This is a genomic window from Acinetobacter sp. YH16044, assembly GCF_013417145.1.
Taxonomy (GTDB): Bacteria; Pseudomonadota; Gammaproteobacteria; order Pseudomonadales; family Moraxellaceae; genus Acinetobacter; species Acinetobacter amyesii.
The window spans coordinates 61,264-77,353 of sequence record NZ_VPEK01000004.1 but is presented as its reverse complement, the minus strand read 5'-3'; the positions used below and the strand labels follow the sequence as shown (position 1 = coordinate 77,353).

The following is a 16,090-nucleotide window of genomic DNA, read 5'->3' as shown; positions in this document are numbered from 1 at the left end:
GACCTCTGCCGTCTTTTTTAATTTGGAATTTGTCCTCAAAACTCACTAATATTTATCCCGTCAAACTGTCTTTATCCGCCTTCTTGTATTTTTTATATTCTGCCAAATATTGTTTGGCTAAACTTTCCTTTTGTTTTTCATCTAAGATTTTACCCGCTTGCTGAAAAAAGCCATGTTCTTCTTCCTGCAAATGATGATGTACCGTTTCAGATAACTTTTTCGCAATTGCCAACCAACCTGGATTACTAAATTCAGTTTCCGTCAGTTGCTCTAATAATTCATCCATCTCATGATGTTCCGCCAATGCATGACGGGTGATGTTTAGGCCTGAATCAGTCATCATTAACGGGATGTAAAAATAACGATCTTCGCCAACAGCATGAGCAAATAACTCATTTTTGAGCAGCTCAAATAAATCTCGACGCTCAGGTGTATCCCCTGATGTTTGAATGAGTTTTTCAGCAAGTTCTCGTTGCTTTTCATGACTTTGGCGTAAAGCTTCAAATATATTCATTGTAGTGATGACCTCTGATGCTTAGCTAATTGTGTATTATGAAATTTAATTATTATCCACAACTCAAACGAGTCGCTTATTTTCATACTAATCATTTCAGCGACAGAATTCAGCAACGCTCTGTTAAGATTTGTTTTAAGCTTGTCCCGTAAAGGTTTGATAACCCAACCGTACAATCAAAATACTCACCAAAATCAAAAATAGAATTCGAATAAAGCCACTACCGTATTTAATTGCCGCACGTACACCAACGATCGAGCCTAAAATATTTGCTACAGCCATCATCAAGCCTATCGCAAATAACACATGGCCAGTGGGCGCAAAGAAACTCAGTGCAGCTAGATTTGTGGTTAAGTTGGCGACTTTTGACAAAGCAGAGGCATGTAAAAAGTCTGCTTGTAGATAACGAATAAAAAAGAAGATAAAGAAACTGCCAGTGCCAGGTCCAAAGATGCCGTCATAAAAGCCAATTACTAGACTACCAAGAGCAGCTAGACCGAGGATTTTAGGAGTCAGTTCTTGGCGTACATGCACCTGACCAAATTGTTTTTTGGCAAAGGTATAAATCGCAATCACGATCAACATAACCAAAACGAAAGGACGTAAGACTTCTTTTGGAATCATTGATACACAGGCTGCTCCCACAAAGGAGGCAACAAATGCACAGCTTGCAATGACCGCAAGTAATTTCCAACGGAGTTTGACTTGGCGTAAAAAAGAATAGGACGCCGAAGCCGTACCAAAAATCGAAGACAACTTATTGGTGCCAAATACAGTCGCTGGAGATAAGTGCGGCATGGCATTCATAATGGCAGGAATTTGAATCAGTCCGCCACCGCCAACAGCTGCATCAATTGCACCAGCAAAAAATGCAAAAAATAGCAGGCTTAAGATGATTTCAATTTCCATAATTTGGCTTCAGTGGCTGTTGATGACTATTCAAGATTTAATACACGTTTTGGTACTAAGCGCTTACGATCGGTAATTTCCGCTAGACCTAAGCAACGTTCCCCATCAAATACCAAAACCTGCGCTTCCGCAGCATGCTCAATATTACTTTCCATTCCACGACTAAAATATTCAGCTCGACCTTCCGGCGCTTGCACTTTGCAGAAATGATCGACAGGCGAATACACCGGCAGCAATAATGCTTCACGCTCAGCTTCGGTCAGACTCTCTAAATATTCAATAGTGTAAGTTGGATTGAGATCAAAATGCCCTGTTTGCGTACGGTGTAGATAGGTCAAATGTCCAAAAGTACCCAATGCTTTGGCAATATCTTCGCCTAAAACACGAATATATGTGCCTTTGGAACAGGTGATGTCGAGTGTAATACTATTCTCATTAAATGATAATAACTCGATGGCATAAATCGAAATTGGACGTGCTTCACGCTCTATTTCTATGCCTTTACGCGCCAACTCGTACAGCGGGCGACCTTCTTTTTTCAGCGCAGAATACATCGGTGGAATTTGTTGAATATCCCCTACAAATTGCGCCAAGACATTTTGAATATTTTCTTCAGTCAATGTTGGAACAGCTTGCTCTAATAGTATTTCACCTTCCACATCACCCGTCGTGGTACTGTGTCCTAAAAAGACGGTGGTTTTATAACGTTTAGTCGAATCCAATAAAAAATGCGAAAACTTTGTTGCTTCACCTAAGCAAATTGGTAATAAACCTGAGGCTAATGGATCTAGCGCACCTGTATGTCCTGCTTTTTGTGCTCGATACAACCAACGCACTTTTTGTAATGCAGCATTCGAGCTAATGCCCAAAGGCTTATTTAATAAAAATACACCATGTACTGGACGACGCTGAATCTTAGGAGAAGCTTTTTTCATGACTAAAATAGGGCAAAAAGAGAACTGCGCCATGGTATCAATCCATGCTAAGCGTTTACAACTTTTCTATGTTTTTATCATTCTTTTATGTCATATTGAGTTCACATTTAGAACTCATAAAACAATTAAAACGGAATAAAGGTGCATTGGGATATGCAAAAAAATAAACTCTGGCTGATTTTAGCCATTGTGGTTATTGCGGCAGCCGCATTCATGTATTGGCTTGCGCCAAAAACATCACAAAATGATCCTTCAGATCAATCGATTCAACAACAAAATACGCCTTTAGCTCAGGGCGAAAATGCTACAGCACAAGCCACAAGCGGTTCTTCACTGCTCAGTCCAAGTCAACAAGACACGGAAGTTAACTGTCAAATCAATATGGATGGTTCAAACCACCTGATCGTGAACGAACAAACACGGAATTGTTTTGAATATTTCATCACTCAATATGGTGAAAAGTCGATAGATCAAATCAAAAAGGATTTTAAAGCCTACATTGCACAAGGTCATAAAGAACCGGCGCTGTCCCAAATTTATGATTTGTGGGATCGCTATATGAAATATCGTGAACAATTAGGTAATTTACAGCCACCAAGTGACGACAAAGAATCTCCACAATATTATCGCTCGATCTACAACAGCACACAAAATTTAAGAAAACAGTTCTTTTCTGATTATGAAATTGAAGGTTTATTTGGCAAGGAAAATACCTATCACGAATACACCCTAAAACGTATGGAAGTGGTGAATGACAAAAAATTGTCTGAATCGGAAAAAGCCAAAAAACTAAAAGACCTGTTTGATGAACTCCCAGAAGATTGGAAAGAAAATCTGGAACAAATCAATAAACTTGAAGATTTACGCAAGCTCACAGCAGACATTAAAGCCCGTGGTGGTTCAAGCGAAGAAATCCATCAAATGCGGTTAAATTTAGTGGGTCCAGAAGCTACTCAGCGCCTTGAAAATCTAGACAGCCAGCGCAGCTCTTGGAAATCTAGCGTAAATCAATACCTCACAGAGCGTGACAGCATTGTGAAAAGCAATATGAGTGACAGTGCGAAACAACAAGCGGTGCAGCAACTCCGTAATCAACATTTTAAATCGAAGGAAGATCAGCTCCGCGTCAGTACCTTTGAATCTGTGCATGATCAAGGTGGAAAATTACCTTTCGCAGAATAAGTACAAATAACAATTTAAAAACAACCTCAATTTCAGGATGAAATGATGAAAAAACCACAAGCTCTTTTATGCGCAATTATGGCTGCATCAGCAGCGATCGCCAGCACACAATCCCAAGCTGCGGCTGGACTCCAACATGTCACCGCCAATAGCTCGGCAAGCTATGCCAAGACCAAATATCCGATTGTATTTACTCATGGCATGTTCGGGTTTACTCGCATTGGTTTTGACAGCTTTGGCATGGATTATTTTTATCAAATTTTGCCGGATTTAGCCCGCAACGGGGCAAATACCTTTGCTGCCCAAGTTTCTCCGCTAGAGTCTACAGAAGTTCGTGGTGAACAGCTCCTGAGCCAAGTCGAAGAAGTCCTTGCCCTGACGGGTCAACCTAAAGTGAACCTCATTGGTCATTCACATGGTGGGCCAACAACGCGTTATATTGCAGCGATCAAACCTGAGTATGTAGCATCAGTGACTGGTGTTGCAGGAACATACCGAGGTTCTTTAGTCGCAGATAAAATCCAAGCAAATAAAACCATTAATTCAGTCTTTGGGGTACTCGGCGATCAACTCTTAGCACCGATTATTACTTGGGCTGAAGGCAACTCGAGTCTACCTAACAGTGTTGATGCATCACTTACCGCAATCAGTGAAAAAGGTTCGGCTGAATTTAATGCAAAATTTCCAACCGCAGCACTAGCGACGAACTGCAATCAGTCGGGTGCCAAAGTCGACAATGGTGTGTATTACTACTCATGGACAGGTACAGCACAAACCACGAATGTATTAGATGTATTAGATACAGTGATTAGTCAGCTTGCCCCTTTGGCCTATGGAAATCGTGACAATGACGGTTTGGTTGGACGCTGTAGCACCCACATCGGACAAGTGATCCGCGACGACTACAATCACAACCACTTAGATGAAGTGAATATGGTCTTTGGCCTACGCAGCCTATTTTCACCTGACCCAGTTGCGCTCTACCGCCAACATGCCAATCGTTTAAAATTACAGGGTCTGTAACCTCAAAAGTTGGTTCCCTTTCAGCACTGAAAAGGACGTCTTTGGACGTCCTTTTTTGTTTACAATGTTTTTATTTGTAAGTATTAAACAAGCTAATTCAATAAGTTATTAAATCATAACAACTAAAATAAATAGCAAAAATAAAAGACGAATGTATATAAATATACTTGTCACCTCAACGCCGCCCATGTCCTAAAATGACATGGAATTTCAAACCGAGCATGAAAAAATGACAAGGCATCTTTGTCTATTCAAACTCTCTAAAATCAAAGATATGGCCTAGCCAATCACAAAGATGTTGCTTAAAAACAGAGAGTATTTTCGTTATTAAAAAGTAATAAAAACAACATCAGATCAAGGAACATTTATGCGATCTTTAGTAAACACGGCCAAGATGGCCTCTGTAGCTGCAGTTGCAGGCTTAGCGATGAGTATATCGGCAAGCACTCAAGCTGCGCCTAGCGTCCTCCAGGTGAAGGAAACGGCAAAATCAGACTACGCAAAAACCAAATATCCGATTTTAATGGTGCATGGTTGGCTCGGTTGGTCTCGTATCGGCACCGATACCATTGGACTGGATTATTGGTACCAAATCTTGCCAGATATGGCACGAAATGGCTCAACCGTATTCGCAGCGCAATTATCTCCTGCAAATACCACAACACATCGTGGCGAGCAGTTAATTGCACAAGTTGAAGATGTTTTGGCTATTACAGGGAAGCCAAAACTTAACTTAATCGGTCACTCTCATGGTGGCCCAACGGTATTGTATGTGGCTCAAACGAAACCACAGTACATTGCGTCTATTACAGGTGTTGCAGGTACCTATCACGGCTCTAAAGTAGCGGATGATATTCAAGGTAACTCACTTTCTCGTACTGCCTTCAATATTTTAGGTGATTATATTGTCGGCCCACTGATTGCATTAGGTCAGGCAAAACCTGAGCTTGAAATTGATTTCGATGCTTCAATGAAATCATTATCACAAAAAGGTTCTGCTACATTTAACAGTACGGTTGCAAAATCTGCTGTAGCTGACGGTGTTTTGGCGTCTTCAGAAAATTGCAGTAAGAACTTAAAGCAAGTCGACAGCAAAGGCATTCAATACTATTCATGGACCGGTGTTGCGCAAACCACGAACCTACTTGATATCGACACGATCCTGATGCAACTCGGGCCATTGTCTTATGGTAATAAAGACAATGACGGTATGGTTGCACGTTGTAGTGCTTATATCGGTAAAGTCATTAACGATAGCTACAAACTTAACCATACCGATTTAGCCAATATGATGTTTGGCTTAACAGGGCTATTTGCACAAGATCCTGTGGCGCTGTACCGTCAACATGCAAACCGTTTAAAACTGCAAGGACTTTAATTCTTATCGTTGAAATTTAAATGCAATAAGGGGGCTTCGGCCCTCTTATTTACTTTAATCGATCTGATAAATCATGCTCTTTTATTTTGTTACATTTAGCGTCACAGTTAATCTTTTTCAATTTGCAACAGGTGATCTTTATTGCTTTATTAGAAGTGACAATAAATATTGTCATAAAACAATAATACATTGAGGATCGCTCATGAAATACGGACCATTTTTAGCAGGTTTAATTGCAGCTACATGCATCGGTAATGTATCTGCATCGCAAGCAACCCAAGTCACCGCCAAAGCTAGTTCTAGCTATGCAAAGACCAAATATCCAATCGTATTTAACCATGGTATGGGTGGTTTCATTACCGTCGGTACGGACTCATTTGGAGTCGACTATTGGTATCAAATCCTGCCTGATCTTGCCCGCAATGGTGCAAATGTTTGGGCAACTCGCGTATCGCCTTTTAACTCTACCGAAGTGCGTGGCGAACAGCTTCTACAACAAGTTCTTGAAATCCAAGCACTCACCGGTGCGGATAAAGTGAATTTGATAGGACATAGCCATGGTGGACCAACGATTCGTTATGTTGCCGGTGTGCGCCCAGATGTGGTGGCTTCATTAACCAGTGTTGCAGGACCTCATCAAGGCTCCCCTGTAGCAGACTTAATTTTAAAAGCTGAAGGCACCGCTGTCGAAGCACCCTTAGTCGGAGCTGTGAATTTTGTCTCTAAAGCCATTGTTTGGGCGCAAGGTCTAGATCCAACGACTTATCCTCATGACGCATTGGCAGGTGGTTCAAGTTTAACGCTAGCGGGTTCTGCAAAGTATAACGCCGCATTCCCTCTGGGCTTGCCTAAATCCAATTGTGCTGATGGCAATAGCGTGGAAAAAGGCATTTACAACTATTCATTTACAGGTGTGGGCCAAATCACCAATATTTTAGATTTAGACTCAGCACTAAAAGTGACCGCATTACTGATCGATGGCGGAAAAGACAATGATGGCCTCGTATCACGCTGTAGTGCCAAGTTTGGTAAAACCATTCGTGATAACTACAACTGGAACCATTTAGATGAAGTCAACCAAGTGCTTGGTCTCAAAGCGTTGTTCGCACCAGATCCTGTCGATGTCTATCGTCAACATGCAAACCGGCTAAAATCTCAAGGTTTATAATTTTCTTTCTCGCATAAAAAATGCGCCAAAAGGCGCATTTTTTACAGCGTTGTAAAACAAATTATTTTGCTTTACGAGCTGGTAATTTTTCACGAATACGTGCAGCTTTACCAGACAATTCACGTAGGTAGTAAAGTTTAGCACGACGAACGTCACCACGACGTTTCACTTCGATACCAGCAACGATTGGTGAGTGAGTTTGGAATACACGCTCAACACCGAAACCGCTAGAAATTTTACGTACTGTGAACGCAGAGTTCAAACCACGGTTTTTCTTAGCAATTACAACACCTTCAAATGCCTGAAGACGTTCACGCTCACCTTCTTTTACTTTAACTTGAACAACTACTGTGTCACCAGGAGCAAAAGCAGGGATGTCTTGTTTCAACTGTGCATTTTCAACAGCTTGTACTAAAGGATGTTTACCGCTCATGGGGTATCTCCAATTATGCGAGTTAGAAGAGGTCTAATCATCGCTGGGGCTAGAGGCTAAAGCGCATAGACCCGATTGACTTTCCCTTTATGCTTGACCGCTTCAATGCATAAAGAGCCTAATATAAGATTTAAAAAATTTAAACCTGGGAATCTTTTAGCCATTTCTTTTGCTGCTTGGTCAATTCAACTTTTTCAACCAACTCAGGTCGGCGTTCTAAAGTGCGTTGATATCGCTGCAAAAACCGCCATTTCTCAATATTGGCATGATGTCCCGATTTTAATACTTCAGGAACGTCTAAACCTTCAAAATGGTCTGGCTTGGTATATTGTGGGCAATCTAAAAGACCATCCACAAATGAGTCTTGCACATGTGATTGCTCATCAGACATTGCACCCGGAAGTCTCCGAATCACACTATCCAATAAAACCATCGCAGGGAGTTCACCACCAGACAAAACGTAATCGCCAATTGACCATTCCTGATCAACATATTGTTGGATCAAACGCTCATCTACACCTTCATAACGACCACACAATACAATCAATCCATCATATTTGACGAAATCTTGTACCGCAGGTTCATTTAAGGTTTTTCCTTGCGGCGACATATACACCACAGGGACATGAACAGCACCCGCTTGCTTGGCAAGCTCTTTGGCACGATGAATTGCTTTCGCTAATGGCTCAGCCATCATCACCATACCTGGACCACCACCAAATGGACGTTCATCCACTCTTTTGTAGTTGCCCTCAGCAAATTCGCGTGGATTGATACAATGAACTTGCACAATCTCACGTTTTGCTGCGCGCCCGCTAATACCGTAGGCTGTAATCGCTTCAAACATTTCAGGAAAAAGCGTAATGACTGCAAAAAACATCGCAGACTCCTCTATTTTCCTGCTGCGTCAATCCTTAAAGGATTAATAATCTACGCCCCAATTTACGTAGATACGACCAGCTTCGAGATCAACACGCTGTACCACATCTTTATGCCATGGAATCATTCGCTCTTCGCTATCGACGCTGTCAGCAGTAGCGCGAACTACCATCACGTCGTTAGCACCTGTTTCAAACAATTCGTGGATTTGACCGAGGTTGACTTCTTGTTCATCTTCTCCAAGACCTAACACTGTTAAGCCCTTCAAATCTGACCAGTAGTACTCGTCCACGCCTGCTTGAGGCAGTTGCGATTTAGAAATCCAGATATTTGCGCCAACCAAGTTATCTGCCGCGGTACGATCACTCACACCTTTTAGCGAAACAACCAAGCCTTTGCCATGTGGTTTCCAACGTTTTACATCTACTGTTTGCCAACCTGCTTTGGTCTCAATGTACCAAGGGAGGTAGTCAAAAATATTGCTCATAGGTTCTGTATTGGAATAGACCCAGAGCCACCCATTTAATCCATATGCTGAACGTAGCTGTCCAATCTGAATACGATCTTCGGGAACATTCTGTGTTGGTGTCATGGGTAACCTACTACTAATTAAGCAGTAGCTGCAGCTTTCTTAGCTTCAGCAGCTAAAGAAGCAACACGTTCTGAAGGTTGAGCACCTTGTGAAACCCAGTGAGCAAAACGGTCAGCATCTAAACGAAGTTTTTCTGCTTTACCTTGAGCTGTAGGGTTGAAGAAACCGATACGTTCGATGAAACGACCGTCACGTGCATTACGGCTATCAGTCACAATGATTTGATAGAACGGACGTTTTTTAGCACCACCGCGTGCAAGACGAATAACAACCATGATAGAACCTTATAGTTTTTACGGATTATCCCTGTACCGACCATCGATACATTTCAAACCCCTTTCATAGAGGGCAATATTTTACGTGAAATTTGCCCTGAATGAAAGATCAAAAAGTGTTTATCCACAATTTTGAATTTGAGGTTATTTGCCGTCCCAGTTTGAGGTGGCGGATGGAATACACGACGAGCCTTTAGTCCAGCATTTATGACCTTGCTGATTCATCACCAAATCACCATCACCTGCTTGCGGAGTGCTTGTAATGGGTGTTGCAGTCAGCACCCAGTGTTCAATATCTTTTTTATGTGCGTTACTATCGCCATCATAAGGTTTAATCCAAGTCAGTTCAACCGTATACAATGCTGTACCTGTACTAGGAATTTTAGCTTTCCCATTTGCATCAACACTGAAACCAACATCATCTAATTTAACTTTAGTACCATTTGGCATATAACTAAAATTGACAATTTTGAAGCGTTGTAGATTGTGTGCTATAGCCATCATATCGGCTTTGGCATCGGTACGTTTAGTTTTGCGGACCGATTCTTGATAAGACGGATAAGCAATCGCAGCCAAAATAGCAATAACCGCCACCACAATCATCAGCTCAATAAGGGTGAATGCTCGTTGATAAGTTTGCATTACCATGTTTCCGCTCCCGTGCCACAACCGGCATCATCTGCTCCTTTAATATTGTCCTCGATATTGTCATAAGATTTATTTTTACACTGTATGCCTGTACTCGTCATGAGAAAACTATAATTGTTGCCATCTGCATTTTTAGCAACAATTACCCAACTTTGCCCTGCAACATTGGAGTCTGTAAGGGCTTTAGTCGGTTCAAGTCCATCAGTTACAGTAAAGCTGGCATAACCATTGATAGCATTTGCCACCAAGTTATAGCCAATATAGTTAAAATTGCGTGATTTCCAGCGCTCTAACTCACTGGCAATACGCTGCACTTCTTGCTGTGCCTGCGCTGCTTGGGCTTTGCGAACTTGGGTTTGATAGCTTGGGATGGCGATTGCAGCAAAGATTGCCACAATTACCACCACAACCATAAGTTCAATGAGTGTAAAGCCGGAACAACGATAAATATAACGTCTACGTTGCACTTCGACTTGCGGAATATATTCTTTATTTGCGGTTGTACAAAACAAGAAACTATATATCGAGTGGGCTAAATGTAGCCCCCGCAAAATCATGCTTGAGCTTAAACGAGCAATATTTTCAATCCATTTTTGCATACGCCCCCCCTTTATTGCAGTTTTTCATACCAGCGTTGTGGAATTAGGCAAATTTTAGTCTGTTCACCTGTACCGCCACCCAGCGGAGTATATGCCGCACGGCTACCTGTGCTTAAGCAGTAGTTGCCTGCACTTGTCCCGTCCGTGTCATCCTCCGAGCCGCTTCCGCCATCTGGTTTTGTTGCATCACCGCCTCGAACAGCTGCGGTTTGAATCCCTGCACCTAATGAAGTTTTATCGCACTTTGTACCTGTACAATTATTGCCAGACGTCCCCGCATCACCTACGGCACATTGTCCATATGGCATACAGAATCGGTTAAGGAAACTTTCACCTTTAACCCCCGCACCGCAGTCACCCGAAATCCCGTCTTTACTGCTGTCAAAGGTCGATGCATATAGCTGATAATTCAATACTACTGGTGTACCAAACACTTTTTCACTTTGCAGTTGATCGGATTTAAAATAATAGTACCAACCACCACTGGAAGCATAAGATGCAACTAAATCGGTGTTATCATTCCGATTTGTATCAGTCACTTCCCCCATAGCACTTAGATCAACATCTGTGGTCAGCAATTCCGATGATGTCAGACTATATAAATCTTTACGGGATTGATCTTTGTCATAGACATTATAGATAGCATCATAATTACGACCTGATGTTCCTGATGCATAATCAGCCATTGGCGAACTGCGGTTACCGCTGCCTATCGACATCACCGCAAAAATTGAACCATTATTACTATATAGTGAAAATGCCGGCATATCGTAGAAACGAGGACGTTTGCCCGCTGCAGTTTTTGTATTTAGGTCCAAAATACGCTGTACCCGAGTGGCAAATGCACCTTGAGCAGCAGCATGATTATTTAAGTCGATACGGAATACTTGACCGCCCAAGTCACCAAAATACAAATGATCGACCAAGTCATCACCATTGCGGTCTACCGCACGAATTTGACTGACCACACTATATTTAAGCTGACTGTTGTTTGTACCAATGGTTCCATTGGTGGTGGTTGCACTGCTACTGGTTGCATTGCTACTTGCCCACCACAATAAATCCCCTGCTTTGCCAGCACCGCCATCAGTTTCGTCTTCGACACGGAACATATAAACACCCGCACCTGTTGCCGTGGTTTGGTCATAACTATCGCTTTCATAACCATTATCGTAGCCACCGCCAACAAACATGACCAAGGTACGTTTACCGCCCCAACTCACATGCGCAAAGGTAGGTTTAGACCAGCTTTGCCCCATACAGCCCAGTGGATTTGTATTCGAACATGTGCCTGTCGGGTTAATATGGAATTGTAGTTTAGGATCATCCATATCAGACAAATCTAAACCATAGTAACTGCGCCCCCCCATACGCATGCCGCCCGCAGCCAACTGCATTCCTGTTACGTTATTTTTACCCGTACCTGCTGTGAGGTTTCCTGTACTATCCACAACATATTCAGTATAGGTTGCCCATGCACCATCAATACCATAATAAAGTCGATCCATACCACCGCTGGTGGTAGTTGTCGCTAAAAATGCTTGTGGCTGATTTTCAATCATTTCATGGGGTACAAAGGCAAATTTTTCTTTACCTGTTTCGGCATCCACGACTTGCAGCAAACCTTGAGTCGTACCAAACAGCACGTAGTCTTCACGTTTTTCTGAATCCATGGTTTTAGTTGTGGCGTTATAGACTAATTTACCTCCATTCGTGACCAATACAGGTGTCGAATGCATAACTGCGCCAATTTGACGCAATTCTGATGCATTTGCCAAAGTGGTTGCTGTGATATTCGCAGGGTTTTCAGCATCGCTTTTAGAAACGGCATAACCAAGCAAACTCATTAAGTAACCACGATTGGGGTCATCTTTGTAGGTATTGTCGGTGAGATAGTCAAGATTGACTGGGCGCAAGGTACTATTGCTTCCGCTAAAAGTTGCCCCTGTACCTGTACCCGTACGGTTGGTAAGCAATTTACGATGTGTACTATCGGTGGCGATACGAAGTTTGAGCTGTGACCAAGCCCCACCTTGCAAAGCATATTTGGTGCTGCCATAAGTGTTCACATCGGCATCTTTTACCGAGTCAATTACGCTGGTTGCCCAAAGGTCATAGTTATCAATGATTCGCCCTTGACTATCTATAATAGCATTGCTGTTTTTATCCACCAAAGCCCCAGTGCTGCTGACAGTATATTTCTTAAGGTTGCCCACCCAAAGCTGGTAAGCTTTGTCAGGAGTTGGCTGAAACTGTGGATAATAAGCATTGCTTTGCAAAATCGCAGGATTAAGCGCATCGGTTGGAATAGTAGGTGAGCCTGTAGTTACCGGTGGAACATCTGTATTTAGATCAGTAATAAAGTTAATGACACTATCTACAACCGATTGAGCACTTGAACCTGCATACCAACCACCATTACCGACAATGCCCCAATAGGCTGCATTCTTCGGGTTTGTATTACACCCACCTTCGACTGTACAGCCACCAAGATTAGTAATATTTGTTGCTTGGCCTAGTTTTTTATTATAAGGCGTACCTGCGTTGAGCTCTTCAAAAACAGCACCAAACCCAACCACAGCCGTGCGCACTTCAAGCGCAAGACCATTGTTTTTATTAACTAACTCTCTTGCACCTTTATGCTGACAGTCCCATGAATTACTCGTTGTACAGGTAAAATTAGATTGACTTAAACCCGTCTGCATATTGTCTTTCGTATTGCTTGATGTTGCATTAGGTTCACCATCGGTCAGAACATAAATGCCTTGCCCGCTACATTTTTTGATGTCATCCAACTGTTCTAAAGAGGCAGGTTTTTGATATTTTTGGCTACTACTGCTACCTATCTTAGTAATACTCTCTGATAAATCAAAGCCATCACTTCTTGATGAGGGTCTAGTACCCATCATATAATTAATAACTTCAGCATAGCCCCACGCAGTAGGTGTATAACTAATTCCAGATAAAAGCTTTACTCGGTCTGTCATTAGTTCACGCTGCGATTTGCTACCTGTCATTTGATAACAATCATCCTCACCTGCTTTACAACCCAAACGGCGTGCAGGAATCCAGATTTTACTTTTCGCTTTATTAGAGTTATCTGCCCCAAAAGTTGACAAGCCAATCACAATATTGTCATCTAATTTGGTGATGCCTTTATCTGCATTTCCATTAAGCAGCTCATACAAGGCATCTTTCATACGTGCAATACGGTCGCCGCAGTGATAGTCGCCATTAGATTGGATATTACAGCCTGTTTTGATTTTTTCTGCTTTTGTCTTGGCTACGGCATCTCCAGTTGAAAGGGTAGTGTATCTTGATTTACTGACAGTACAATAGGTTCGACTATAACCATAGTCAGGAGCAGTCGTACCACTACTACTACCAGTACAATCAGCATTACTACCACTTGATGAAGTACTCAAACCAAAATCAGTACGAGCCGTCCCTGCACCATTCATACTAGTTGAAATATCCAACATCATCATCAATGTCACCTGCCCCGACTTAGCCTCTTGATAAATATCAATATCACTGGCTTGGGTAACACTGCTCGCCACCATCGTTGTACACACTGCCGCAATACTGGCCGCCAGCAAGTTTGGACGATAGACTTTACTTATCATGACTTTTGCTATCTTTTTCATCTTGTCGACTCCCGGTTATATAAAGTCTTGCGTAATCACATATTCAGTGACATGTGACACAAAAGGAACATTCAAATTCGTCAAACATTGGGTTACGCTTAAATCCGCACCTGTCGCTGCGGTAACCCCATCGGGTATGGTGACGTCATTCATATGACTATTAAAACAGGCGGTAATGGCATCTGGGTCTGCTTGGGTTAAAGTCGGCATCACCGACACTGCAAACACTTTGACAGGCTTACTGCTTTGCAGTTTGACTGTTTCGGTATCCGTGCCCAAATTGGCTCCTTCATTCACCTCATCACTAACCTCAGTCGAAAACTTGACTGCTACTTGGGTCATGACCGCTTTACGTCCACTGGTAAAAAAGTTAGTGGTGCTGGCTTTGGCGCTACAGTATCCGTCTTCCCCTAAAGTATCATTCTTGGGTTTTGTGCCCGACACCCATTCCATTAGGCTGGCTTTACTAATATCAAAAAAACTTGCCTGATCACCGCGGAAGCAAAACACCAGCTCTTTATCTTTATTAGCAGCACCATCAATATAACCAAACATTCCGCTGGCAGATAATGCCTGAATCAGGTTGCTTTCTTTTTCTACATTAAAAAATACTGCATCAGAGTTTTGCATTAGCAATTGCTGCGCTTGGCTATTGGTCGCAACCCCTAAAGATACAAGCCCCTGACGAATTGCCATCGTACCAATAATGGTAATCGCGAGCAGTAAAATCATCACCACAATTAAGGTTGCCCCTTGTTGTCCATGGCGTGACACATGATAAATGGCTACTTTTTTCATTCTGACGCCCCTCTTGTACCAAAGGTATTGCGCAGTGCAACTGTTTGTGACACCACTTGACGCACATATTTTGGACTACCTGCGGTTGGGGTTATCACCGTAACTTCCTTATCCAAAACCTGGAATTTCTGGTCGTCTTTAATCATGCTGTCACGGCCTACGGTTTGAGACGAACGAGTGAGCATACCCAGCTGTACCGACAAAATTCGAGGACGTTCGTCAGGTAAGTCCATATAGTCTTTAATTGAGATATAACGTAAATTTTTGCCGTCTTGTATGTTGAGCATGACGTGGAAATAATCCACACGTTTGATGATAATCTGCCCATTATCTCCATAATTGCTCATTTCTGTCGGGCTGCCCATGTTGGAGTAATAGCCTGCATCACAAGCCAGGGCAAGCGAAGCATTCGGTTCATTACCAATTTTTGTGTCTTCCCGCAAGAAATAACGCTGTACGACAATATTATAAGGCTGCATACCCGAAGCTATTTTTGCAACTTCAATCCGATTTCCCTCACAGTCAAAACCGCCAAACAGTTTGCCTGCATCATCTGGGTCTTGCACATATTGCGGTCTATACTGAATCACCAATTGATCACTTTTTTCGGTATTTACATTGGATAAGCCTGTATTGCCTTGTGATAAATTAGTTACAGCTACAGTTGTTCCTGTCATGCTTACAGGTAGGTTGGGATAATATGTAGTGACTGCTGGTGTACCCGATGTTTCCGATCGTGCATTGGCTTTTGAAGTCAGCACGATACCGCCGCCTGCGGTTTTGTCATTAACCTCTGCAGAAGGCGTATTTAAGTTGCTTAAACGAATATCTTTAACAATATAATTCAAGCCGAAATTGGCATTATCTTGTAAATCTGCTGAACCTTGCTGTAAGGAATAGCTTTTTTGACCCGTCAAAAATAATAGTGTTGCTGCAGCGACAATAATCAAACCCAAAGCAAGAGCAATCATCAATTCAATGAGGGTAAAGCCTTGTTGATGATTAGAAAATCCGCCCTTGCTGAATACTTTCCCCACCTTTACAAAAGGGGACTCTTCACGAATTCTATACTGTATAGGATTCACAACACTCCCCTCTTTGAAAAAGAGA

Annotated in this window: 16 protein-coding genes; 4 read left to right on the top strand and 12 right to left on the bottom strand. The window is 42.3% G+C overall.

Annotated elements, in window-relative coordinates; all coding sequences use genetic code 11:
• Positions 1–52 precede the first annotated feature (52 nt).
• The 3 genes from FTV38_RS04235 to truB form a co-directional block, all read right to left on the bottom strand.
• Positions 53–514, bottom strand: a complete 462-nt coding sequence (locus FTV38_RS04235) for a hemerythrin domain-containing protein (RefSeq protein ID WP_078192502.1) — start codon at positions 512–514, stop codon at positions 53–55.
• Positions 515–649: 135 nt separating this feature from the next.
• Positions 650–1,423, bottom strand: a complete 774-nt coding sequence (locus tag FTV38_RS04230; RefSeq protein WP_180021548.1) for a TSUP family transporter — start codon at positions 1,421–1,423, stop codon at positions 650–652.
• A 26-nt stretch (positions 1,424–1,449) separates the two neighbouring features.
• Entirely contained in the window at positions 1,450–2,358 is a 909-nt protein-coding gene (gene truB, locus FTV38_RS04225; protein WP_180021670.1) for a tRNA pseudouridine(55) synthase TruB, read from the bottom strand.
• Between the two features lie 153 nt (positions 2,359–2,511).
• On the opposite strand from truB, the gene FTV38_RS04220 reads away from it, so the two are divergent.
• The 4 genes from FTV38_RS04220 (at position 2,512) to FTV38_RS04205 (ending at position 7,109) form a co-directional block, all read left to right on the top strand.
• Positions 2,512–3,540, top strand: coding sequence for a lipase secretion chaperone (locus FTV38_RS04220; RefSeq protein WP_180021546.1), 1,029 nt, complete (start codon positions 2,512–2,514; stop codon positions 3,538–3,540).
• Positions 3,541–3,618: 78 nt separating this feature from the next.
• Positions 3,619–4,563 carry a triacylglycerol lipase gene (locus tag FTV38_RS04215; protein ID WP_257223594.1) on the top strand — a complete coding sequence of 315 codons (945 nt, stop codon included), beginning with the start codon at positions 3,619–3,621 and terminating at the stop codon, positions 4,561–4,563.
• A gap of 367 nt (positions 4,564–4,930) precedes the next feature.
• Entirely contained in the window at positions 4,931–5,941 is a 1,011-nt protein-coding gene (locus tag FTV38_RS04210; RefSeq protein ID WP_180021544.1) for a triacylglycerol lipase, read from the top strand.
• A 202-nt stretch (positions 5,942–6,143) separates the two neighbouring features.
• Entirely contained in the window at positions 6,144–7,109 is a 966-nt protein-coding gene (locus tag FTV38_RS04205) for a triacylglycerol lipase (RefSeq protein WP_180021542.1), read from the top strand.
• A 61-nt stretch (positions 7,110–7,170) separates the two neighbouring features.
• On the opposite strand, the gene rplS is transcribed toward FTV38_RS04205, so the two are convergent.
• The 9 genes from rplS to FTV38_RS04160 all read right to left on the bottom strand — a co-directional run bounded on the left by rplS (position 7,171) and on the right by FTV38_RS04160 (position 16,017).
• On the bottom strand, positions 7,171–7,542 hold the full coding sequence (rplS, locus tag FTV38_RS04200) for a 50S ribosomal protein L19 (RefSeq protein ID WP_078189351.1): 372 nt from the start codon (positions 7,540–7,542) through the stop codon (positions 7,171–7,173).
• 139 nt (positions 7,543–7,681) lie between these two features.
• Positions 7,682–8,422, bottom strand: coding sequence for a tRNA (guanosine(37)-N1)-methyltransferase TrmD (trmD, locus tag FTV38_RS04195; protein ID WP_180021540.1), 741 nt, complete (start codon positions 8,420–8,422; stop codon positions 7,682–7,684).
• A gap of 42 nt (positions 8,423–8,464) precedes the next feature.
• Complete coding sequence (gene rimM, locus FTV38_RS04190) at positions 8,465–9,013, bottom strand: ribosome maturation factor RimM (protein WP_078189353.1); 549 nt, start codon at positions 9,011–9,013, stop codon at positions 8,465–8,467.
• A gap of 17 nt (positions 9,014–9,030) precedes the next feature.
• Positions 9,031–9,288 (bottom strand): 30S ribosomal protein S16, encoded by a 258-nt coding sequence (gene rpsP, locus FTV38_RS04185; RefSeq protein ID WP_078189354.1) that lies wholly within the window; start codon positions 9,286–9,288, stop codon positions 9,031–9,033.
• 144 nt (positions 9,289–9,432) lie between these two features.
• Positions 9,433–9,930, bottom strand: coding sequence for a type IV pilin protein (locus FTV38_RS04180; RefSeq protein ID WP_180021666.1), 498 nt, complete (start codon positions 9,928–9,930; stop codon positions 9,433–9,435).
• Positions 9,930–10,349 (bottom strand): type IV pilin protein, encoded by a 420-nt coding sequence (locus tag FTV38_RS04175; RefSeq protein WP_373887003.1) that lies wholly within the window; start codon positions 10,347–10,349, stop codon positions 9,930–9,932. The genes FTV38_RS04180 and FTV38_RS04175 overlap by 1 nt, the downstream gene beginning before the upstream one ends.
• 197 nt (positions 10,350–10,546) lie before the next feature.
• Entirely contained in the window at positions 10,547–14,182 is a 3,636-nt protein-coding gene (locus FTV38_RS04170) for a hypothetical protein (RefSeq protein ID WP_180021538.1), read from the bottom strand.
• Positions 14,183–14,197: 15 nt separating this feature from the next.
• Positions 14,198–14,980 (bottom strand): PilX N-terminal domain-containing pilus assembly protein, encoded by a 783-nt coding sequence (locus FTV38_RS04165; protein WP_180021536.1) that lies wholly within the window; start codon positions 14,978–14,980, stop codon positions 14,198–14,200.
• Entirely contained in the window at positions 14,977–16,017 is a 1,041-nt protein-coding gene (locus tag FTV38_RS04160) for a PilW family protein (protein ID WP_373887002.1), read from the bottom strand. The genes FTV38_RS04165 and FTV38_RS04160 overlap by 4 nt, the downstream gene beginning before the upstream one ends.
• Positions 16,018–16,090: the final 73 nt, after the last annotated feature.